Below are 21,902 nucleotides of genomic sequence, written 5' to 3'. Positions count from 1 at the left end.
CAGTGAAGTAGTCGGTTAGACGAGCGGGGCCGCGGGGGCGCGCAGCAGCGCGCGCCGGGCCTGCTCGAGGACGGCGGTCGCCGCCAGGATCTGGGCCGGCGCCGCGCCGCCGCCGATGTGCATGGCCGCGCGCAGCGCCGCCCGGTCGATCGCCTGCGCGGGCTGCAGCGTGGCGGCCAGCGCCTCGATGCGCGCGTCGTCGTCCAGTTCGGCCCAGCCCTCGACGCGCCGGCGCGCCGCCGCGTCGAAGGCCTGGCGGGTGGCCGCGTGCAGCGCGCGCGGGTCGGAGCCAGCGATGAAGTGGCCGGTGCCGCGCACCTGCTCGCCCATCGAACGGCGTGCCTGCGGCGGCAAGGCCTCGCGCGGGCCGAAGCGCAGCATCAGGCGCCACAGCGCGAGCGCGATGGCGGCCAGGGCCAGCAGCGACGGCGTGCGCGCCTCGTGCCACATCCAGCCCAGCAGCGGCTCGCGCGCCTCGTCGCCGACGATCCAGACGACGCGGCCCGGCGCGGCCTGCAGCACCGCCGCGGCGATCAACGCGTTGTCGCCGTGCAGCAGGCCCATGTTGTGCGTGACGAGCGGCGCGGTGAGGCCGGTGACGTCGCCGCGGCCGATCGCCACGCGCATCGCGAGCGTGCCCTTGGCGCCGGTGAGCTGCCAGGTCGGCGCGACGTGGTTGAGCGTGCGCAGCGGCCCCGCCCAGGTGCAGCCGTGATAGACGCGGCCCGGCTCGAACGCGGGCTCGGGGGTGGCGTCCGTCTCCTCGAAGTCCGCGCAACGGTCCCATGGCGTCTTGGGATCGAACAGCCTGGCCAGCTTCTTCTGCTGGGCGTTCGGGCGCGGCTTCCGGCGTGTGGCCGGGGCGTCCTCGTCGTCGTCGGTCTCGTTCGTGTCCTCGGCGTCGGACGCGGCGTCGTCCTGCGCCTTCGCGGCCGGATGGCGCTGCGGCCGCGCGAACGACAGCGGCACCCAGCGCAGGACGTCGCCGTCGAACTTCCACCGCGTCACGACCAGGTGGCCGCCGTTCTCGACCCAGGCCTTCAGGCGTGCGTCGCGCTCGGGGAAGATGTCCCAGACGGTCGATTCGAGCAGCAGCGTCGCGCCGGCTGGCGGCATCGGCTCGAGCGCGGTGCGCGTCTCCAGCGTCGCGCCCGCGCCTTCGAGCACGTGGCGCAGCGAGTAGACCTCGTCGCTCGCGGCCGCCCCGCGCGCCGGGTCGTCGACCTCGATCTCCTCCCAGCGCGTGTGCCAGACCACCCAGCCCAGCAGCGCCAGCACGAGCAGGCCCACCAGCGTGCGGATCAGCGCGGCGCCCTTCATGACCCGCTCTCCGCGCCGATCGGCGCGCTCGTGTCCAGGCGCTGGCCGAAGCCCGTGCACAGCGCCTCGCCCATCGCGAGCGACAGCGTGCGCCCGCCGTAGATGTTGGCCTCCCACGCGCGCACGACCTGCGTGACGTAGCGCAGCGCCGTCGCCTCGAGCCGGCCGCGCGCGAGCTCCAGGCATTCGCCCTCGGTGGCGGACGCGGTGATGGGCACCTGGAAGCGGTGGATCATGCGCGACAGCGCGCCGCGATACAGCAGCGACAGCGCCGCCGGCACCTGCCCGGACTGCCACAACGCCCAGGCGGCGGCGCCGACGTCGTCGGGCAGGCTTTCCGGACGCACGTCGAGGTCGCGCACGTGGCTGACGGCCTGCGCGGCCTTCGCGCGGCGGAACGCGCGCAGCTGCACCACGTGGCGCACGCTGACCAGCGCCAGCGCCACCAGCACGAGCACGATGCCCCACAGCAGGAAGCGGCCCATGTCGTTGATGAAGCGCGCGAACGACCGCATCCACTCGAAGAGCCACGAGCCGTCGCCCGGCCTGGGCGGCGGCTCCTCCTTCGCGTCGTCCTTCCAGCGCAGCCGGTGCTCCTTGTGCTTGCCAGAGAGCAGCGGGTCGGCACGCAGCTTGTCGACGGCCGACTCGATGCGCGCCGCGCGCGGGTCGGCCGGGGCCGAGGCGTCCGCGGCGGGCGCCGACGCCGCCACCGGCGCATCGACGGCATCCTGGGCGAACGCGCTCGCCTCGCCGCCGAACGCGCAGGCCGCCGCGAGGACGATGCGCGAGACGTCAGCGCGCGGCGAACGCATGGCGCAGGTCCTGTTCGACATCCCAGGCCTCGAGCTCGACCCGGCGATTGAGGTACATCGCGAAGCCCGAGGCGACGAAGAACGGCTCGACGAAAAGCACGGCCGCGGCGTGCGCCGCATACAGCACGCCGGTGGCCGCGAGGCTCTCGCCGGTGAGCCAGCGCACGGCGTCCCAGTTGCGCAGGCCCGGCGTCATCCACGGGATCGCCGACAGCAGGCCCAGCACCAGGAAGAACTCGATCCAGCTGAACGTGGCCTGCGCCATCGTCGCCGCGCCGCGGTGGCTGCGCAGGATGGCCTTGACGCGCTGGCGCCGCGCCGCGCCGGTCTGGCCTTCGAGCTGCGCCACCGGCATCGAGTACGCGCGCCAGAACGACAGGCGCCAGAGTGTCAGCCACTGCAGCATGGTCAGCCACGGCGCGCTGCGGCGCGCCTCCCAGGCGTCGTTGAAGCTCGTCTCCTCGCCGAAGGCCTGGCGCGCGTAGATGTGCAGCAGCGTGCGATCGAGCCAGGGCTTGAACCACCACAGCAGCGTCGACGGCAGCCACGGCGCGATCTCGACCGTCGCGCCGCAGGCGACGACCAGCAGCAGCGCCAGCGGCAGGAAGGCGCGCCGCAACGAGCGCCAGCTGCGCTGGGTCATGCCCACGCCGAGGTCGACGGCCTCGTAGGCCGGACGCGGGCGCAGCGCGAGCTGGAGCTGCTCGGCCTTCATCGCGCGTCGCCTCCGGCGTGGCCGCGGCCCTGCAGCCCGAGGTAGGCGAAGACCAGCGCCCAGCAGCAGCCGCCGACCGCGTACTTGACGCCGGGCGCGATCCAGCCGGCCGACGACCAGAAGGCCTCGAGCGCGGCCGCGATGATCAGCATCACGAAGAAGCAGAACACCACCGGCGAGGTCTCGCGCGCCGCGCGCATCAGCGCCTGCGTGCGCGTGAGGCGCCCGGGCGCGAGCACGGCGTGGCCCAGCTTCAGTCCGGCCGCGCCCGACAGGACGATGGCCGTGAGCTCGAACGCCGAATGCGTGACGACGAACGAGAAGAAGCGCTCGCTGTCGCCGCGCGTCACGAGAAAGCCCGCGATCGCGCCGAACAGCAGACCGTTGTAGCCGACCATCACGAGGCTGCCGATGCCCAGCATGAGGCCGGCGGCGAAGCACTGGAACGAGATGCCGACGTTGTGCATGATGTAGAAGCCGAACATCTGCCAGTCGTCGCCCGAGGTGCGCCCCAGGTGCTCGCCGGCCTGCTCGCCGTACATGCCGTCGAACATGCGCACCTGCTGCGCGTCGACCACGGTCAGCACGAAGTGCGGGTCGACCCAGGTCGCCACGCCCACCACGAGGATGGGCAGCACGAACACGAGCACGACGACCAGCAGGTGCCAGCGCAGCGCGCGCACCGCGGCCGGCGCGTCGTAGAGCACCAGGTCGCGCAGCGCGCCGAGACCGAAGTCGTGGCGCCGGTAGATGCGCTGGTGCGCGCGCGCCGTGAGCGCCTCCAGGCGGTCGACCAGGTGCGGCGGATAGGCGCGCTCGCGCGCCAGCGCCAGGTGTTCGCAGCACTGCCGATAGAGCTGCGCGACGCGCGCCGCAGTCGGCGGCGGCGTGCTGTCGGTCGGGAACTCGCCGGCCTTGAGCTTGCGCGGCTTCTTCTCGCCGCCCTTGCCACTGTCCAGCGCGGCCAGGCCGCGTTCGAGCTCGACCCAGGACGGCTCGTAGCGCGATTCGAACTGGCGCGGGGTCATGGACATCAACGCTGCCCCATCAGCCACTGCGCGACGGCGATCAGGCGCGGCCCCGGACGGATCGGTGCCGGACTCGAGCCGCCGGGCGCGTAGTTGGCGGGCGGCAGCGCGTTCTCGGCGAGCGCGGCGAGCTCGTCGACGCGCTCGCCGGTCAGCCGGCGCGCGCGTCCGGCCAGGTGCAGGATCGCGACCTGTTGCGCGCGCGTCAGCGGCACGCGCGGCGCGAGCGGCTCGGCCGGCGGCAGCGCGCCGGCCAGCCGCACCTTGTCGGCATGCACGACCAGCGTGCCGGCGACGATGTCGCCCAGCCGCTTGAAGTCGCGCCGCAGCAGCATGGCCAGCAGCGCGAAGGCGTAGGCGACGGGCATGAAGTCGGCCACGCGCAGCAGGTTGCGCGTGACCGCCGCGGACGGCGTGACGGGCAGGCCGGTGTCCATCATCACCTGCAGCCCGAGCGCGCGCTTGCCGGGCGTCGCCGCGCCGGGCAGCAGCTCGAAGGCGATCGGGTAGATCCACTCGAGTGCGAAGAACACGATCAGCATCACGCCGACGCCCACGCCCTTGAACCCGCCGAGGATGGCCGCCGCGATCGACCACACGACGAAGCGGATGAAGATGTCCAGCCCATAGGCGAGCGCGCGCGGCACGGCGCCCGCGGGACGCAGCAGGATGGCGATGCCCTCGGGCGTCTCGGCGAGGAGCGTGGTGTCGAGCGTCAAGGAGCGCGCGCGTGCCCGGCGGGGGTCAGAAGTCGATCGTGCGCAGGGTCGCGCTGGCGTACTTCGCGTCGCCGTTCAGCGTGGCATCGACCGAGGACGCGGCGGTGACCACGCGGGTGTCGGCGATGTCGTCGTGCAGGCAGCGGCTCGACTCGCGGAAGATCAGCAGCGGGTCGACCAGCGCGACGATGCCGCCGATGAAGGGGATCATTCCCACCACGGCCAGCGGCAGCCAGCGCAGGAAGACGAAGCGCCCGAACGTGACGCGGCCGCCGTCGACGCGCACCACGCGGATGTTCATCATGCGCTTGCCGAAGGTCTGGCCGTAGCGGTAGACGAGCACGATGCTGTAGATGGCGTAGGCCAGCAGCGCGATGCCGGCCAGCAGCGCCCACGTGCCGGTCATGTGGTGCCCGCTGCCGAGCGCCGGCGGATCGATGCCGGGCGTGTGCTCCTGCTTGTAGCGCTCGTAGGCGGGAATGGCGACCGCGGCGACGATGCCCAGCGTGAGGATGATCGTCGGAACACTGTCGATCAGGACCGCCAGCAGGCGCGCGCCGCGGCCGGCCTCCACCAGCCCGGCCTCGACGTCGGCCTGGAGCTCGACATCCGCGCGCGGCGGCGCGAAACGGTTCTGTGCTGCGATTGCGGACATCGTCCGAGCTCCCTCTTTCTGACCCTTGGAATCCGGCGACGTCGTGGCGTGCCTGGTGGAATCCGCGCATGGTAACGCGGCGTCGGCCGGATCAGCCCGGGGATCCCTCTGAAGAGGGAGTGACCGAAGTCACGCCGCCGCCGTCTTCGGTCAGCGGGCGCCGGAGCCCGCCAGCGTGGCGTGCGGCGCCGACGCGGCGGTGACGACGATCGTGTCGGCGATGTTGTCGTGCAGGCACTGGCGCGTGTCGCGGAAGATCAGCAGCGAGTCGACCAGGCCGGTGACGTAGCCGATCCAGGGAATTATGCCGAGGACGAACATCGGAAGCCAGCGCAGGAAGACGAAGCGGCCGAACGCGACCCGCGTGCCGTCCGTGCGCACGACGCGGATGCCCATCGCCCGCTTGCCGATCGTCTGGCCGTAGCGGTAGACCAGCGTGGCATTCCACGCGAACACGCCCACGATGGCCAGGAAAGCCAGGCCGCCGACGAGGACCAGGGCCGGGCCCGTCTGCGTCGGATCGCCGCCGGCGCGCCGCTGGTAGCTGGCGTAGGCCGGAATGGCGATCGCGGCGACGATGCCGATGATGGCGACGACGCCACCGACCGCCACGCCGTCGATCAGCGCGGCCGCCAGGCGCGAGCCGCGCGTGGCCGGCACCTGCGCGGACGCCACGTCGGGCCTGTCCTCCACCACGGCGCGCGGCGGCGCGAACGGGTTGTGCGCGGTGACTTCGTTCATGGCTCCTCCCTGTTGATCTCGATGGCGCCGACGGCGCCGTGGAGCGAGCGGATTCAGCGCGCGCGCGTCGCCTCGAGGCTGGCGCCCTGCGACGACGCCGCGGTGACGACGAGGGTGTCGGCGATCTGGTCGTGCAGGCACTGGCGCGACTCGCGGAAGATCAGCAGCGAGTCGACCAGCGCCCACAGGCTGCCCAGCAGCGGAATGCACGACGGCAGGACGGCCGCGGCCCCGCGGCCGAAGAACAGGCGCACGAAGCCGGCGCGGCTGCCGTCGGTGCGCACGATGCGCAGGCCCATGATCTTCTTGGCCAGCGTGCCGCCGTACGCGTGCAGGCACCACGCCTGGATGATGACGACGACGATGTAGCCCGGCACCATCGCCACGAACATCGCACGCATCATCGCGAACGGATCCTGCATCGCCGCCGCATCCGGATGCATGAACATGCTGGAGCCGCCGAACACGAAGAACAGCGGATACGCGATCAGCGACATCAGCAGTCCGTCCAGGAGCACCGCGACGAAGCGCAGGCCGCGGCCCGCGAGCACCGGGCCTTCGGCCAGGCTGGCCGGCTCGACGAGTTCGGCCTTGGGCGGCGCGAAGCGGTTGTTGTCGATGAGGTCTGACATGGCGGGCTCCCTGTGGTCCTTGCGAATCGTGGCCGATGCTAACCGGCCCGCGAGGCGCCGCCCGTCAGGGTCTCGCCGGAGGGAACCCGCGATCCGGCGCGGTGTTCAGGTTCGTGCAGGCATGGCCGCGCCGGCCTGGGAGGACGTCGCCGTCACCACGATGGTGTCAGCGACGTAGTCGTGCAGGCAGCGGCGGGGCGCGCCGAAGATGAAGAGGCAGTCGATGAACCCGAAGAACGGCCCGATGAACGGGACGAAGCCGGCCAGCCCGAACAGGAACAGCCGCAGGCCGAAGGCGCGGCCGAAGCTGGCGGGGCCGCCGTCGGTGCGCACGATGCGCACGCCCATGGCCATCTTGCCCAGCGACTGGCTGCGCTGGTAGATGAACCAGCCCTGGACCACGTAGAAGATGCCGAGGTAGCCGACCAGGCCCGGCAGCACCGACAGCTTGCTCTGTCCCATCATCCGGGCGTACGAGAGACCGTACATGGGCAGCATGATGGCCAGGGACAAGGCGAGCGCGAACAAGCCGTCGATCAGCGCGCCCGCGAAGCGCTGGCCGCGCGTGGCCAGTTGCGGCCCGTCGCTGGCGTCGATGTCCTCGACGTTGGTGCGCGGCGGCGCGAAGCGATTGTTGGATTGCGCGATGTCGTCCACGTCCTTTTGCTCCCTCGTTGAAATCAGCGGGGGATGCTAGCGCAGGACGCGGCCGCGCCGACTCGGGATCGCCCCGATCTCACATGAACAAATGCTCGCCCGCGTTCTCGCCGCCCAGCACCACGTAGTTGACCTTGCGGATGTCCGTCGCGCAGCGCCCGCCGGCGTACGAGATCGAGCTCTGCAGGTCTTCCTGCATCTCGCGCAGCGTGTCGGCGAGCCGGCCCTTGATCGGCTCGAGGATGCGCTTGCCCTCGACGTGGCGGTACTCGCCCTTGTTGAAGTCGGACGCGCTGCCGTAGTACTCCTTGTACAGCTTGCCGTCGACCTCCACCGTCTGGCCCGGGCTTTCCTCGTGGCCGGCGAACAGCGAGCCGATCATCACCATCGTCGCGCCGAAGCGCAGGCTCTTGGCGATGTCGCCGTTGTGGCGGATGCCGCCGTCCGCGATGATGGGCTTGGTCGCCACGCGCGCGCACCACTTGAGCGCCGACAGCTGCCAGCCGCCAGTGCCGAAGCCGGTCTTGAGCCGCGTGATGCAGACCTTGCCGGGGCCGACGCCGATCTTGGTCGCGTCCGCGCCCCAGTTCTCGAGGTCGATCACCGCCTCCGGCGTGCCGACGTTGCCGGCGATGACGAACGCGTTCGGCAGCTTGTGCTTCAGGTGGGCGATCATCTTCTTGACGCTCTCGGCGTGGCCGTGCGCGATGTCGATGGTGACGTAGTCGGCGCCGACGCCGCTCTGCGCCAGCCGGTCGACGACGGCGTAGTCCTCGGCCTTGACGCCCGCGCTGATCGACACCGGCAGGCCCTTGTCGCGCATGGTCTTCGCGAAGGCGACGGTGTCGAGGTCGAAGCGGTGCATCACGTAGAAGTAGCCGTTGCTCGCGAGGAACTCGGCGATCGGCACGTCCAGCACCGTCTTCATGTTGGCCGGCACCACCGGCAGCTTGAAGCGCTGCGGGCCGAACTCGATCGAGGTGTCGCACTCGCTGCGGCTCTCGACGACGCACTTGCGTGGCAGCAGCAGGATGTTGTCGTAGTCGAAGATTTCCATGAGAGGTCTCGGTAGTAGCGGGTTACTTCGGGTCGGCGCAGCGGTCGGTGGCGATCTGGGTGATGCGGCCGCCGGCGTCCTCGATCCAGGCCGTGGCCACCAGCTGGTCGGCGTGTGCGTTCTCCGGCCAGCGCAGTCCGTACAGCGGCGCGACGGCGTTGCTGGCGCCCGGGCCGGCCGGCAGCTTCAGCGGGCCGACCAGCACGCGCACCAGGCGGCGCGGGATCGGCGTGTCGCGCACGCCCACCGGGATCAGCTCGACCAGCGCGATCCAGCCGGTGCTGCCTTCGGGCCAGACGCCCGTCGCATGCATCTGCACGCCCATGTAGCCGTTGTGCGGCAGGCTCGAGTGCACGAAGAACCGGCGCTTCGCGGACGGCGCGTCGAGCACGGTGGTGGCGTCGAAGGCGGACGGCGGCGCGGCCAGCAGCGCGGGCAGGCCGGGGCCGATGCGCGCGAGGCGGTCGGCGGCCTCGGGCAGTGCCCCGGGCGCCATCGGGGCGTCGTCGGCGGCCGGGGCGATCCAGTCCATGGACCATTCGCTGTCGCCGACCGGGCCCGCGCCGGGCGCGGGCGGCGTCGCCTTCCAGCAGTCCATGCAGTCGGCACCCATGAAATGTTCCACCACCGCGCTGGCGTGGACGGGGCAGTTGGCCGCGACGCCCGGCGGCGGCTTGGCCGCGGCGAGCGCCAGCGTCGACGCCATGGCGCCCACCCCGAATGCCACCAGGGAAAGAAACCTGGGCGGGCGAGTCCGCGAAACTAGAATAGGTGGATGCATATCCAGCATTCTGACGCCGATCCCGAAGCCCCGACGACCGACCGGTTGCTGCGCGGCCTGAACGCCGAGCAACTGGCGGCCGTGACGCTGCCAGCGCGCCCGGCGCTCATCCTGGCCGGCGCGGGCTCGGGCAAGACGCGCGTGCTCACCACGCGCATCGCCTGGCTGCTGCAGACCGGGCAGGTCTCGCCCGGCGGGCTGATGGCCGTCACGTTCACCAACAAGGCGTCCAAGGAGATGCAGGCGCGGCTGTCGGCGATGCTGCCGATCAACGTGCGCGGCATGTGGATCGGCACCTTCCACGGCCTGTGCAACCGCTTCCTGCGCGCGCACTGGAAGCTGGCCGGGCTGCCGCAGGGCTTCCAGATCCTCGACACGGCCGATTCGCTGTCGGCCGTCAAGCGCATCATCAAGGCGATGCAGCTCGACGAGGAGCGCTTCGTGCCCAAGCAGGTGAGCTGGTTCATCGCCGGCGCGAAGGAGGACGGGCTGCGCGCCAAGGACGTCGAGATCCACGACGGCCAGACGCAGAAGCTGGCCGAGATCTACAAGGCCTACGAGGACCAGTGCCTGCGCGAGGGCGTGGTCGACTTCGCCGAGCTGCTGCTGCGCGCCTACGAGCTGATGCGCGACAACGAGGCGCTGCGCGAGCACTACCGGCACCGCTTCCAGCACATCCTGGTCGACGAGTTCCAGGACACCAATCGCCTGCAGTACGCGTGGCTGAAGATGTTCGCGGGCCCCCACGGCGCGGTGTTCGCGGTGGGCGACGACGACCAGAGCATCTACGGCTTCCGCGGCGCGCTGGTGGGCAACATGGCCGACTTCGAGCGCGAGTTCCACGTCGACAAGGTCATCAAGCTGGAGCAGAACTACCGCAGCTTCGGCAACATCCTCGATGCGGCGAACCACCTCATCGACCGCAACTCCAAGCGGCTCGGCAAGAACCTGCGCACCGACCAGGGCCCGGGCGAGCCGGTGCGCATCTTCGAGTCGACCAGCGACTTCGCCGAGGCGCAGTGGTTCCTCGAGGAGGCGCAGCAGCTGCACCGCTCGGGCACGGCGCGCTCGGAGATCGCGGTGCTCTACCGCAGCAACGCGCAGTCGCGCGTGATCGAGTCGGCGCTGTTCAATGCCGGCATACCCTACCGGGTGTATGGCGGGCTGCGCTTCTTCGAGCGCGCGGAAGTCAAGCACGCGCTGTCGTACCTGCGGCTGATCGAGAACCCGAACGACGACACGAGCTTCCTGCGCGTCGTCAACTTCCCCACGCGCGGCATCGGCGCGCGCACGATCGAGCTGCTGCAGGACTCGGCGCGCCAGACCGGCCGCAGCCTGTTCCAGAGCGTGGGCAGCGTGGCGGGCAAGGGCGGCAGCAACCTCGCGCAGTTCACCGGCCTGATCGAACGCATGCAGCAGGCCACGCGCGGCCTGACGTTGCGCGACATCATCGAGCACATGCTGGCCGAGACGGGCCTGATCGACTTCTACCGCGCCGACAAGGAAGGCGCCGACCGCGTCGAGAACCTGGAAGAACTGATGAACGCCGCCGAGGCCTTCGTCACGCAGGAGGGCTTCGGCCGCGACGCGGTGGCGCTGCCGGTCGACGAGCTGTCGCCCGGCACGCTGGCCTCGCGCAACACGTCGCGCGACGTCCCCGGCATCCAGCTGGACGCGCCCGTCACGCCCGACGCCGAGACCGGCGAGATCATGTCGCCGCTGGCGGCCTTCCTCACGCACGCGTCGCTGGAGGCCGGCGACAACCAGGCCCAGGCCGGCCAGGACGCCATCCAGCTGATGACCATCCACTCGGCCAAGGGCCTGGAGTTCGACTCGGTGTTCATCACCGGCCTCGAGGAAGGCCTGTTCCCGCACGAGAACTCGCTGCAGTCCAACGACGGCCTCGAGGAGGAGCGCCGCCTGATGTACGTGGCGATCACGCGCGCCCGCAAGCGCCTGTACTTGAGCTTCAGCCAGACGCGGCTGCTGCACGGCCAGACGCGCTACAACGTCAAGAGCCGCTTCGTCGAGGAACTGCCCGAGGCCAACGTGCGCTGGCTCACGCCGCGCAACCAGGCCTTCGGCTCGGGCTATGCGCGCGAGTACAAGTCGGCCTGGGAACGCGGCACGGGGCTGGGCTCGATGATCGGCGCGGGGCGCGTCGAATCGTCGCCGGTGCCCAAGGCCATGCAGGACAGCCGCTCGGCGACGAGCAGCAGCGGCCAGCAGCTGCGCCAGGGCCAGTCCGTCTTCCACAACAAGTTCGGCGAGGGCGTGATCGTGACGCTGGAAGGCGCCGGCGAGGAGGCGCGCGCGCAGGTCAACTTCGGCCGGCACGGGATGAAGTGGCTGGCGTTGTCGGTGGCCAAGCTGACGCCCGTGGACTGATGACGCCCGTCTTCGACGCCAACGTCCGCCTCGTCGCCTTCTTCGACGGCAGCCACCTGTTCGACCTCGACAACGACTGGGTCGCCTTCCACGAACGCGACCACGTGTTCGCGCGCGGCGGGCGCTGGCTCGGGCCGTTGAGCGACGGCACGTTCCAGGATGCGGACGGCCGCGCGGTGGCCTGGCTCGCCGGGTCGCGGCCCGCGACGGGCATGAAGCCGGTGCGGCCGATGAACCCGAAGCTGCCGCTGCATCCCAAGCGTCCGCTGCGGCCGCGCACGCCGTTGCCGCCCCCGTCGCCGATGCAGCCGGCGGGCGGCTGGTCGGCGCTGGCCTGGGCGCAATGGCTGGGCCGCGAGCCGGCCGTCGAGGCCTCCGCCATCCGCATCGAGCCGGTCGACGACGCGGGCTTCGACGTGCTGTTCCGCTACCTCGACGACCACCTGTCCGACAACGGCCGCGACGGCCAGTACTTCATGCCGATGCCGCGCGGCGAGTCGCGCTTTCCGGCGGACAAGACGCAGTCGTTCCGCGACGGCTGCGTCGCGGCGGTCGGCATGCCGGGATGGCGTCGCGCGTGGGTCGCGCGTGACGCGCGCGGGCGCGTGGTCGGCCACGTCGACCTGCGCGCGCATCCGGAGCCGGGCACCGCGCACCGCTGCCTGCTCGGGATGGGCGTCGATCGAGACCATCGCCGCCTCGGCCTCGCGCGCCGCCTGCTCGCGCACGCGACGCAGTGGGCGGGCGAGCAGGGCCTGCGCTGGATCGACCTGCGCGTGCTGTCGGCCAACGAGCCCGCCGTCGCGCTCTATCGCGGCCAGGGCTTCCAGATGCAGGGCGGCACGCCGGACATGTTCGTGATCGACGGCCAGTCGTTCGGCTACGTCGCGATGGCGAAGCGGCTGCCGGGGTCTGCGGCAGGCACGACCTGAGCCGCTAGGGCGCCCGCGGCGTTGCGGGCCTGACCGAGGCCTGCGTTGCGGACAGGAACCGGTGCGCCTGCAGCACGAGGCCGGCCTGCCGGATGATCGCGGCGAACACCGCCAGGAGGAAGACGCACATCGCGCCCAGCACCCAGACGGTGGAACCCTGGTCCGGCTGCGGGTGGCGCAGTGTCAGCCAGGTGAGGAAGCACTGGCCGGCCGCGAGGATCGCGAACACCGCGGTGACCAGGATCCACGACGACGGCTTGTCGCACACCATGCGGCCGGTCGAGTGGTCGACCCACCCCACCAGCCACGACCACCCGCCCTCGCGCGGAAGCACCACCGTCAGCTCGACGCCTTGCGGGATCTCGTGCCGGCCCTTGATGCGCGCATCGCGGACCGTCCTGCCATCGGCCTCGAAGCCGAACTGCGTGGTGACGCCGTTGCGCAACGTGACGTCGCGCACGTCGAAGACGCGATCGAAGCGGATGCGGCGCGTGTACATGCCCGGATTGGAGCCGAAACCGCGGGCCTTGTCGCCCCTCGTCGAAGGGAAGTCAGGACGCCGCGGAGTCGTTGCCCGCCATCACCGTGCGATAGGGAACCGGCGCGGTGATCTCGAAGGTGTCGACGAAGCCGAACCACATCGACAGGAAGTAGACGATGCTCAGCATCATCTGCCCGGTGAGCGCGGCCAGCGAGATCGCCTCGAAGCCGAAGGCGGCCGCCAGCAGTTGCACCAGCGCGTCGAAAGCGATTCCCACCAGGAACCAGCCGGCCATGAACGTGAGGAATGCGCCCTTGGTGCGCCAGAGCGCGACCACGCTGGAAAACAGCGCCTGCGCCGCGCCCTGGCGGCCCCAGTGCACCAGGGCCGGCGCGTACCAGAGCGGAATCGAGACCAGGGTCAGCCCCAGCATCACGAAGCGCATCGACGCCACGCTCGCCTCGCTCGGCGTGGGCATCGCCGGCGGCTGTCCCGCTGGCGGTGGCGTCATCACCACGTGCAGCCATCGTCGCGTCTCGCCGCCGTCCATCGCGTCGGCGAAGATCGCCAGCAGCGCGATGGCCGCGACATAGACCGCCATGATTGCCAGCATGCCCCGGGCCGCCTGCGGCGTGCCCGCGAACGGCGCCCGAAATACGCCGGGCCGCAGCTTCAGGTCGTCGAGCACGTCCGACGCCGCCTGCATGTAGCCGACGGTCACCAGCGGCAGGAAGGCGGCGATCGCCAGCATCGCCAGCGGGCTGACGGCGATCGCCATCACCATGACGACGAACAGGCACAGCGTGAAGAACAGCCACAGGCCGATGAAGCCGAGCGGGCGGCGCCAGAACAGGCCGAAGCCGCGGCGGATCCACTGCAGTCCGGCGGAGGGGGGGAGGCTCCGCAGCCGGATCTTGACGGATGCGGGTGGGCTTCGCATCGCGCTCAGAGCTCGGGGTGCCAGGGGTTGTCGACGCAGTCGACGAGCACCCGCTCGAAGTGCGTCGGATCCTTGGGCTTGAGCAGCGCGGCCTCGCGCGGCAGGTACCAGTCGGCCAGGCGCGACAGCCAGAAGCGCAGCGCGGCGGCGCGCCGCATGCCGGGCAGCGCGCGGAGTTCGGCCGGGCTCATCGGGCGGTGCACGTGATACGCGCGCAGCAGCGCCTGGGCGTGCTCGGGCTCGAGGCGGCCGGTGTCGAGGTCGACGCACCAGTCGTTGACGCACACCGCCAGGTCGTAGACGTGGTGGTCGACGCCGGCGAAGTAGAAGTCGAACACGCCGGACAACCGCGGCGAATCCGGCGCGCCGTCGAACAGCGCGTTGTCGCGGAACAGGTCGGCGTGCACCGGCCCGCGCGGCAGCGACTGCGTGCTGGCGGCGGCATGGAAGCGCTGCTGGAAATCGAGCTCCTCGGCCAGGCGCTGGGCCAGCGCCTCGCCGACGTGCGGCTGGACGATCGGCACCGTCGTCGCCCACCAGTCGAGGCCGCGCAGGTTGGGCTGCTGCGCCGGGAAGTCGAGCGCGGCGGTGTGCATGTGCGCCAGCGTGACGCCCAGCAGCGAGCAGTGCGCGAGCATCGGACGATCGATGCTCTCGCCGGGCAGCAGGTTGACCAGCGACGCCGGCTTGCCGGCGATCGAGTGCAGGAAGTTGCCCGACGCGTCGGTGCGCGGCTCGGGCACGGGCAGGCCCTTGCGCGCGAGGTGCTGCATCAGGCCCAGGTAGAACGGCAGCTGCTCGAAGCCCAGGCGCTCGAACACCGTCAGCACCCAGTCGCCCTTGTCCGAATGCACGAAGTAGTTCGTGTTCTCGATGCCGCCGGCGCAGCCTTCCATCGCCGTGAGCGTGCCGGCGTCCAGCGTGCGCAGCAGCGCGGCCGCCGTCTCGACGTCGACTTCGGTGTAGACGGCCATCAGGAGCTCAGGCGGGCGGCGGCGGAGTCACGCGGCGCGGCCGCGGTCGGCGTGCCGGACACGGCCTCAGAAACCCCAGGAGAACGTGCGCATGCCCGCGCCGGCATCTTCCCAGCGCGGCTTGCTCGGATCGCGCGGCTGGATCTCGTAGCTGCCGCCGGTGACCTTCGAGTGCACGACGATCTTGGTGGTGACGCCGCGCACGCGGGTCTCGTCGATCTTGACCTGCGAATCCTCGGTCACCAGGTGCTCGATCTTCGCGTCCTTGGTGGGCACGGGCGGGGCCTCGTCGACCAGCGCGCCGGTTTCCGGGTCGACGGACGCCTTCGGCGCGGGCGCGGGCGCCGGCGCCGCCTTCGGAGCAGGCGCGGGGCCGTGCTGCGCGACGGCGGACGCGCCGGCGAGCGCCAGCAGCGTGGCGAAAACGAAGGGCGGCAGGGAGCGGGCAGTCATGTGGTGATTCTAAGCGCTGGCGCTTGCGCGGAGCTTCGCGCGTTTCGAAGCCTCGTTGTCGAGCGCGCCGACGCCCGGCGCCCGGCACAATGGCGGAATGACCGAGAAAACCCTCCTTCTGGTGGATGGCTCCAGCTATCTCTACCGCGCCTATCACGCAATGCCCGACCTGCGCGGCCCCGGCGGCGAGCCCACCGGGGCGATCCGCGGCATGGTGGCGATGATGAAGCTGCTGCGCGACCAGATCGGCGCCGACTACGCCGCCTGCGTCTTCGATGCCAAGGGCAAGACCTTCCGCGACGAGTGGTACCCCGAATACAAGGCCAACCGGTCGTCGATGCCGGAGGACCTGTCGGCGCAGATCGAGCCGATCCACGCGGTGGTCGCGATGCTGGGCTGGCCGATCGTCATGGTGCCCGGCATCGAGGCCGACGACGCGATCGGCACGCTCGCGCGCGCCGCCACCGCGGCCGGCTGGAAGACGGTCATCTCCACCGGCGACAAGGACCTGGCCCAACTGGTCAACGAGCACGTCACGCTGATCAACACGATGAGCAACGAGACGCTGGACGTGGCCGGCGTGCTGGCCAAGTTCGGCGTGCCGCCGCACCAGATCATCGACTACCTCGCGCTGATCGGCGACACCGTCGACAACGTGCCGGGCGTCAACAAGGTCGGTCCGAAGACGGCCGTCAAGTGGCTGCAGGAGCACGGCTCGCTCGACGCCATCATCGCAAACGCGCACACGATCAAGGGCGCCGTCGGCGAGAACCTGCGCCAGGCGCTCGACTGGCTGCCGATGGGGCGCAAGCTCGTCACGGTGGTCACCGACCACGACATGGCGCCGCACGTCGAGAACTGGCCGGCGCTGGACGCGCTGGCGCTGCGCCCCGTCGATCACCGGAACCTGCTCGAGTTCTACCAGCGCTACGGCTTTCGCGGCTGGCGCGACGAGATCGAGAAGCAGCTGGGCGTGACCGCGCCCCCGAAGCCGGTCGTCGCCAACCCCGGGCTGTTCGACGACCACGAGGCTGACGCGCCCGCCGCGCCGGCGCAGGAGCTGGCGCGCCAGTACGACACCATCTTCACGTTCGAGCAGCTCGACGCCTGGATCGCGAAGCTGCAGGCCGCGGAGTTGTCGGCGCTCGACACCGAGACCGACTCGCTCGACGCGATGCGCGCGCGCATCGTCGGCATCTCGTTCGCGGTCGAGCCCGGCAAGGCGGCCTACGTCCCGCTGCGCCATGACTACGCCGGCGCGCCCGACCAACTGCCGTTCGACGAGGTGATCGCGCGCCTGCGGCCCTGGCTCGAGAACCCGGCCGCGAAGAAGGTCGGCCAGCACATCAAGTACGACCATCACGTGTTCGCCAACATCGGCGTCACGGTGCAGGGCTGGGCGCACGACACGCTGCTCGAGAGCTACGTGCTGGAGGCGCATCGGCCGCACGGCCTGTCCAGCCTCGCGCAGCGCCATCTCGAGCGCAAGGGCCTCGACTACGAGGACCTGTGTGGCAAGGGCGCCAAGCAGATCCCGTTCTCGCAGGTCGACATCGAGCGCGCGTCGTTGTACTCGGGCGAGGACAGCGAGATGACGCTGCAGGTGCACCAGGTGCTGTACCCCCGCCTGGCCGCCAATCCGGGCATGAAGTTCGTCTACGAGTCCATCGAGATGCCGACGAGCGCGGCGCTCGGGCGCGTCGAGCGCCACGGCGTGCTGATCGACCCGGCCCGCCTGGCCGAGCAGTCGCGCGTGCTGGCCGAACGCATGATGGCGCTCGAGAACGAGGCCTACGAGATCGCCGGCCAGCCGTTCAACCTCGGCTCGCCCAAGCAGATCGGCGAGATCCTGTTCGGCAAGCTGGGGCTGCCCGTCGCCAAGAAGACGGCCTCCGGCGCGCCGTCGACGGACGAAAGCGTGCTCGAGAAGCTGGCGCTCGACTACCCGCTGCCGGCCAAGCTGCTGGAGCACCGCGGGCTGTCCAAGCTCAAGGGCACGTACACCGACAAGCTGCCGCAGATGATCAACCCCGACACCGGCCGCGTGCACACGCACTACGCGCAGGCCGTGGCGATCACGGGGCGCTTGGCCAGCAACGACCCCAACCTGCAGAACATCCCGATCCGCACGGCCGAGGGCCGGCGCGTGCGCGAGGCCTTCGTCGCGCCGCCGGGGCACGTGATCGTGTCGGCGGACTACTCGCAGATCGAGCTGCGGCTGATGGCCCACATCAGCCAGGATCCGGGCCTGCTGCGCGCGTTCAACGACGGCATGGACGTGCACCGCGCGACCGCCGCCGAGGTGTTCAATCTGGCGTCCGAGGAGGTCACCAGCGAGCAGCGCCGCTACGCCAAGACGATCAACTTCGGGCTGATCTACGGCATGGGCGCGTTCGGGTTGTCGCAGTCTCTCGGCATCGAGCAGAAGGCGGCCAAGGACTACATCGACCGCTACTTCGCGCGCTTCGCGGGCGTGCGGCGCTACATGGACGAGACCAAGGCGAGCGCCGCCGAGAAGGGCTATGTCGAGACGCTGTTCGGGCGCCGCATCTCGTTGCCGGAGATCAACGGCGGCAGCGGTCCGCTGCGCGCCGGCGCCGAGCGCCAGGCCATCAACGCGCCGATGCAGGGCACGGCCGCCGACCTGATCAAGCTGGCGATGCTGGCGGTGCAGAAGGCGCTCGACGACGAGGGCAAGGCCACGCGCATGGTGATGCAGGTGCACGACGAACTCGTCTTCGAGGTGCCCGAGGCCGAGGTCGAGTGGGTCCGGTCCGAAGTCCCGCGGCTGATGGCGGGCGTGGCGCAGCTGTCGGTGCCGCTGATCGCCGAGGTGGGCGTCGGGCCGAACTGGGACGAGGCGCATTGATGGCCGATGGGGGCGACGGCGGCTTCGCGGTCGGCGGCAGGGCGCTGGTCGCGGCGCTGGTCGTCGCGGCGCTGTGGGTCGCCTGGGGACTCGCGGTGCATCCCGGGTTCCAGCCGGCGCACCTGCTGCGCGTCGCGGCGCCGGTCGTGGCCCTGCTGATCGGCGGCGCGTTCACGCGGCTGGTGGCGCAGGCGCGCTCGCGCGTCGACGAGGCCCGCGAGTTCGACCGCGGCGGCAAGGCGCTGTTCATGGGCTTCGCGATGGTGGCGGCGACGATCCTCGCGTGGCTGCTGGTGTCGCAGGCGATCCCCGCGACGCTGACGTCGCTGGCGGGCGTGCCGCGCACCGAGCCCGGCGTCGTGTCGCACCGCGTGGCCGAGACGTCGGACGCCGACTGCCGCTTCCGGCTGGTGGTGGCGAGCGCGTCGGCCGATGGCGGCGCCGTGCCGCGGCCATATGACGAATGCGTCGACGAGGCGGTGTGGAAGCAGGCGACGGAGGGCGGCCCGGTGACGCTGCAACTGCTTCGCGGCTCGCTCGGCGCCGAACTGGTGGGTGTCGAGTCGGCGCATTGAGCCTGCCGCGGATGAAGCGGGGCTGTCACGCAGGATCGCGGTGAAAGACGGTACCCTCGGGGTGGTTCCGCGGGTAACCACGGACCCTTGTCGTGATCTTGTCATCAAACATTCATAAACTGAGGCGATGTCCGACGTCATTCCGTCTGCCCCCGCCTTGCGGGTTCCCCTGCTCAATCGCGAGCGATCCATCCTCGAATTCAACCGGCGCGTGCTCGCCCAGGCCCTGCGCGCCGACGTGCCGCTGCTGGAGCGGCTGCGCTACGTCACGATCGTCTCGTCCAACCTCGACGAGTTCTTCGAGGTGCGCTTCGCGGACGCGCTGGAAGCCGCGCGCATGCCCGGCGCCGGCGACGCGCTGCGCGAGCTGACGGTCATCTCCGTCGAGGCGCATGCCTTGATCGACGAGCAGTACGCCGTCTTCAACGAACAGGTGATGCCTTCGCTCGGACTGCACGGCATCCGCGTCGTCAACCATGCCGAGCGCACGCAGGCCCAGCGCGAATGGGTGGCTCGCTTCTTCGAGCGCGAAGTCCGGCCATTGCTGGTGCCGGTCGGGCTCGATCCCGCGCATCCGTTCCCGCAGGTCGCCAACAAGTCGCTGAACTTCATCGTGCAACTGGGCGGCCGCAACGCGTTCGGACGCGAGAACACGATCGCCATCGTCAAGGTGCCGCGCGTCCTGCCGCGCGTCATCAAGCTGCCCGAGAACTGCTGCCCGAAGGGCGAACAGCACTTCGTGCTGCTTTCCAGCGTGATCCGGGCGCACCTGGCCGAGCTGTTTCCCGGACGGATCGTCGAGTCGTTCTCGCAATTCCGCGTCACGCGCGACTCCGAGCTCGAAGTCGACGAGGACGACGTCCGCAACCTGCGCCAGGCGCTGCGGCGCGGCCTGACGACGCGCCACTACGGGCGTGCGATCCGCCTCGAGGTCGTCAACACGTGCCCCGAGGCGCTGTGGCGACTGCTGCTGGCGCAGTTCGACCTGCCCGAGGCGGCGCTGCACCGAGTCAACGGGCCGGTCAACCTGGTGCGCCTGAACGAGCTGATCGACCAGGCCACCGATCCGCAGCATGGGCCGGTGCTGCGCTTCGCGCCCTACGAGGCGTCGTGGCCGCTGGGCCGGCTGCCGCGCACCAGCTCCATGTTCGAGCGCCTGCGCGAGAACGACGTGCTGCTGCACCATCCGTTCGAGAGCTTCGAGCCGGTGGTGGCGTTCCTGCGCGAGGCGGTGCAGGATCCCGACGTGCTGGCCATCAAGCAGACGATCTACCGCACCGGCGAGAAGTCGGTGCTGATGGACCTGCTGATCGAGGCGGCGCGGCGCGGCAAGGAGGTGATGGCGGTCGTGGAGCTGAAGGCGCGCTTCGACGAGGAGGCCAACATCAACTGGGCCGAGCGCCTCGAGGCGGTCGGCGCGCAGGTGGTCTACGGCATCGTGGGCCTGAAGACGCACGCCAAGCTGCTGCTGGTGACGCGGCGCGAAGCGACGCCGCGTGGCCCGCGGCTGCGCCGCTACGTGCACCTGTCCACCGGCAACTACAACCCGAAGACGGCGCGCTTGTACACCGACGTCGGCTATCTCAGTGCCGACGACGGCATCACCTCCGACGCCGACCAGATCTTCCAGCAGATCGCCAGCCTGACGCGCATGAAGCCGCCGCGCCACCTGATGACCGCGCCGTTCGTGCTGCACAAGCGCCTCATCGCGCACATCGCGCAGGTGCGCGACGCGGCGCGCGCGGGCAAGCCGGCGCGCATCGTCGTCAAGGTCAACGCGCTGACCGACGGTGCGCTGATCGATGCGCTGGTCGAGGCCGGGCAGGCCGGCGCGAGCATCGACCTGATCGTGCGCGGCGCCTGTTCGTTGCCGCCCGGCATCGAAGGCCTGACCAACAACATCCGCGTGCGCTCGGTCGTCGGGCGCTTCCTGGAGCACTCGCGCATCGTCTACCTGCGCTGGGGCGAGTCCGACGACGACGAGGCGCTGTTCCTCTCCAGCGCCGACTGGATGGTGCGCAACATGCTGCGCCGCATCGAGCTGGCGTGGCCGATCCGCGACCCGGCGATGCGCCAGCGGGTGATCGACGAATGCCTGGTGCCCTACCTGCATGACACACGGGATGCATGGTTGCTGCAGTCCAATGGCAAGTACGAACGCATCGGCAGCGATGGCGTGAGCGCGCAGCAGGCCTTGATGGCCCGCTTCCGCAGCAAGTAGTCAACTTGTCCCTGGAGCGAAGGAAATGGATCTGATCCTGTGGCGACACGCCGAAGCCGGCGACCATCTCGCGGACCCGGTCGCCGACCTGGAGCGGCCGCTGAGCCCCAAGGGCGAGCGCCAGGCGCGCCGCGTGGCCGACTGGCTCAACCAGTTCCTGCCCGACTCGGCGCGGGTGCTGACCAGCCCGGCGCTGCGCTGCCAGCAGACGGTGGCGGCGCTGGGCCGACGCGTGAAGAAGACCCCCGCGCTGGGCCCGGACGGTGACGTCGAGGGCCTGCTGGCCGCCACCCGCTGGCCCGACTCGCGCGAGGCCGTGCTGGTCGTCGGCCACCAGCCGACCCTGGGTCGCGTGGCCGCCTATCTGATGGCGGGCGAGTCGGCGCGCTTCGGCGATCCCTGGACGATCAAGAAGGGCAGCGTCTGGTGGCTGCGTCACCGGCCGCGCGAAGGCCGGGCCGAGGTGCAGATCATCGCGGTGCGTACCGCGGAAGGCCTGTAGGGCGGGCTCCTCCCTATAGAAGCAGGCGCGACCGGCGGCCGCTCTCTTGAAAAAGTTGCGAAGGGGGCTTGCACTGCCCGCAAAGCTTGCTGCATAATCGTGGGCTTCGCTGATCACAAGTCAGCACCGACCGCGACGCAGCGGGTGAGCCGGAAGGCTCCTCGAGCGCAGCGATCGGCGACCGAAAGGTCAGCGAAGAAGCCTGAAAATAAAGCTTGACGGTGGTTTTAAATCAAGCATAGAATCTAAGGCTTCGCTGATAACAAATCAGCTTTTGAATTTGATCGCTAAAGCGACCAGCGCAAAAGCCGATAAGCAGTCAGCGAAAACGAAGCGAAGTCTGACTGCTTGACAAGGTTTTAAAAGCAGATCATAATTCCGCTTCTGTGCTGATAACAGCACGACGACGCAAACAACGGTTTGCCTCGCAAGCTCTTTAAAAATCAA

22 protein-coding genes are annotated in these 21,902 nt (G+C 70.3%); 6 read left to right on the top strand and 16 right to left on the bottom strand.

Features of this window, described 5'->3' with window-relative positions:
• Positions 1 to 15 precede the first annotated feature (15 nt).
• The 11 genes from LPC04_RS21410 to LPC04_RS21360 form a co-directional block, all read right to left on the bottom strand.
• Positions 16 to 1,320, bottom strand: coding sequence for a DUF4350 domain-containing protein (locus LPC04_RS21410; protein ID WP_275684327.1), 1,305 nt, complete (start codon positions 1,318 to 1,320; stop codon positions 16 to 18).
• Positions 1,317 to 2,135, bottom strand: coding sequence for a DUF4129 domain-containing protein (locus LPC04_RS21405; protein ID WP_275684326.1), 819 nt, complete (start codon positions 2,133 to 2,135; stop codon positions 1,317 to 1,319). Before LPC04_RS21405 ends, LPC04_RS21410 begins: the two co-directional genes overlap by 4 nt.
• Positions 2,116 to 2,850, bottom strand: coding sequence for a hypothetical protein (locus LPC04_RS21400; protein WP_275684325.1), 735 nt, complete (start codon positions 2,848 to 2,850; stop codon positions 2,116 to 2,118). The genes LPC04_RS21405 and LPC04_RS21400 overlap by 20 nt, the downstream gene beginning before the upstream one ends.
• On the bottom strand, positions 2,847 to 3,884 hold the full coding sequence (locus tag LPC04_RS21395; RefSeq protein WP_275684324.1) for a stage II sporulation protein M: 1,038 nt from the start codon (positions 3,882 to 3,884) through the stop codon (positions 2,847 to 2,849). Before LPC04_RS21395 ends, LPC04_RS21400 begins: the two co-directional genes overlap by 4 nt.
• On the bottom strand, positions 3,884 to 4,597 hold the full coding sequence (locus tag LPC04_RS21390; RefSeq protein ID WP_275684323.1) for an RDD family protein: 714 nt from the start codon (positions 4,595 to 4,597) through the stop codon (positions 3,884 to 3,886). Before LPC04_RS21390 ends, LPC04_RS21395 begins: the two co-directional genes overlap by 1 nt.
• A 25-nt stretch (positions 4,598 to 4,622) precedes the next feature.
• Complete coding sequence (locus tag LPC04_RS21385) at positions 4,623 to 5,252, bottom strand: RDD family protein (RefSeq protein ID WP_275684322.1); 630 nt, start codon at positions 5,250 to 5,252, stop codon at positions 4,623 to 4,625.
• A gap of 150 nt (positions 5,253 to 5,402) precedes the next feature.
• Complete coding sequence (locus tag LPC04_RS21380) at positions 5,403 to 5,993, bottom strand: RDD family protein (protein WP_275684321.1); 591 nt, start codon at positions 5,991 to 5,993, stop codon at positions 5,403 to 5,405.
• A 53-nt stretch (positions 5,994 to 6,046) separates the two neighbouring features.
• The gene (locus LPC04_RS21375; protein ID WP_275684320.1) at positions 6,047 to 6,625 is read right to left on the bottom strand and encodes an RDD family protein; all 579 of its coding nucleotides are present in this window, start codon (positions 6,623 to 6,625) and stop codon (positions 6,047 to 6,049) included.
• A 105-nt stretch (positions 6,626 to 6,730) separates the two neighbouring features.
• Complete coding sequence (locus LPC04_RS21370) at positions 6,731 to 7,282, bottom strand: RDD family protein (RefSeq protein WP_275684319.1); 552 nt, start codon at positions 7,280 to 7,282, stop codon at positions 6,731 to 6,733.
• Between the two features lie 79 nt (positions 7,283 to 7,361).
• Complete coding sequence (locus tag LPC04_RS21365; protein WP_275684318.1) at positions 7,362 to 8,339, bottom strand: GMP reductase; 978 nt, start codon at positions 8,337 to 8,339, stop codon at positions 7,362 to 7,364.
• A 22-nt stretch (positions 8,340 to 8,361) separates the two neighbouring features.
• Complete coding sequence (locus LPC04_RS21360) at positions 8,362 to 9,045, bottom strand: hypothetical protein (RefSeq protein WP_275684317.1); 684 nt, start codon at positions 9,043 to 9,045, stop codon at positions 8,362 to 8,364.
• 69 nt (positions 9,046 to 9,114) lie between these two features.
• On the opposite strand from LPC04_RS21360, the gene LPC04_RS21355 reads away from it, so the two are divergent.
• Both LPC04_RS21355 and LPC04_RS21350 read left to right on the top strand, forming a co-directional pair.
• Complete coding sequence (locus LPC04_RS21355; protein WP_275684316.1) at positions 9,115 to 11,508, top strand: UvrD-helicase domain-containing protein; 2,394 nt, start codon at positions 9,115 to 9,117, stop codon at positions 11,506 to 11,508.
• A complete protein-coding gene (locus tag LPC04_RS21350; RefSeq protein WP_275684315.1) occupies positions 11,508 to 12,440 on the top strand; it encodes a GNAT family N-acetyltransferase in 933 nt (310 codons plus the stop codon). Before LPC04_RS21355 ends, LPC04_RS21350 begins: the two co-directional genes overlap by 1 nt.
• A 4-nt stretch (positions 12,441 to 12,444) precedes the next feature.
• Here LPC04_RS21350 and LPC04_RS21345 read toward each other — a convergent pair whose 3' ends face one another.
• The 4 genes from LPC04_RS21345 to LPC04_RS21330 form a co-directional block, all read right to left on the bottom strand.
• Positions 12,445 to 12,939, bottom strand: coding sequence for a hypothetical protein (locus LPC04_RS21345; RefSeq protein WP_275684314.1), 495 nt, complete (start codon positions 12,937 to 12,939; stop codon positions 12,445 to 12,447).
• Between the two features lie 52 nt (positions 12,940 to 12,991).
• The gene (locus tag LPC04_RS21340; RefSeq protein WP_275684313.1) at positions 12,992 to 13,861 is read right to left on the bottom strand and encodes a BPSS1780 family membrane protein; all 870 of its coding nucleotides are present in this window, start codon (positions 13,859 to 13,861) and stop codon (positions 12,992 to 12,994) included.
• Positions 13,862 to 13,866: 5 nt separating this feature from the next.
• Positions 13,867 to 14,835 carry a homoserine kinase gene (locus LPC04_RS21335; protein WP_275684312.1) on the bottom strand — a complete coding sequence of 323 codons (969 nt, stop codon included), beginning with the start codon at positions 14,833 to 14,835 and terminating at the stop codon, positions 13,867 to 13,869.
• Between the two features lie 66 nt (positions 14,836 to 14,901).
• Positions 14,902 to 15,288: a hypothetical protein gene (locus LPC04_RS21330; protein ID WP_275684311.1), complete on the bottom strand. Its 387-nt coding sequence runs from the start codon at positions 15,286 to 15,288 to the stop codon at positions 14,902 to 14,904.
• 97 nt (positions 15,289 to 15,385) lie between these two features.
• Between LPC04_RS21330 and polA the strand changes: the two genes are divergently transcribed.
• The 4 genes from polA (at position 15,386) to LPC04_RS21310 (ending at position 21,455) form a co-directional block, all read left to right on the top strand.
• Complete coding sequence (gene polA / locus LPC04_RS21325) at positions 15,386 to 18,157, top strand: DNA polymerase I (protein ID WP_275684310.1); 2,772 nt, start codon at positions 15,386 to 15,388, stop codon at positions 18,155 to 18,157.
• Positions 18,157 to 18,732 carry a hypothetical protein gene (locus tag LPC04_RS21320; protein ID WP_275684309.1) on the top strand — a complete coding sequence of 192 codons (576 nt, stop codon included), beginning with the start codon at positions 18,157 to 18,159 and terminating at the stop codon, positions 18,730 to 18,732. Before polA ends, LPC04_RS21320 begins: the two co-directional genes overlap by 1 nt.
• A gap of 127 nt (positions 18,733 to 18,859) precedes the next feature.
• Positions 18,860 to 20,953 carry a polyphosphate kinase 1 gene (ppk1, locus tag LPC04_RS21315; RefSeq protein WP_275684308.1) on the top strand — a complete coding sequence of 698 codons (2,094 nt, stop codon included), beginning with the start codon at positions 18,860 to 18,862 and terminating at the stop codon, positions 20,951 to 20,953.
• Positions 20,954 to 20,978: 25 nt separating this feature from the next.
• Positions 20,979 to 21,455, top strand: a complete 477-nt coding sequence (locus tag LPC04_RS21310) for a SixA phosphatase family protein (RefSeq protein ID WP_275684307.1) — start codon at positions 20,979 to 20,981, stop codon at positions 21,453 to 21,455.
• Between the two features lie 267 nt (positions 21,456 to 21,722).
• Here the strand turns inward: LPC04_RS21310 and LPC04_RS21305 are convergent.
• A partial coding sequence (locus LPC04_RS21305; protein ID WP_275684306.1) for a hypothetical protein occupies positions 21,723 to 21,902 on the bottom strand: 180 nt, incomplete at its 5' end.

Origin of the sequence: Scleromatobacter humisilvae (assembly GCF_023231945.1) — a bacterium.
GTDB classification, from domain to species: domain Bacteria; phylum Pseudomonadota; class Gammaproteobacteria; order Burkholderiales; family Burkholderiaceae_C; genus Scleromatobacter; species Scleromatobacter humisilvae.
The sequence above is the reverse complement of the archived record's forward strand: the minus strand, read 5'-3'. Positions and strand labels throughout refer to the sequence as shown.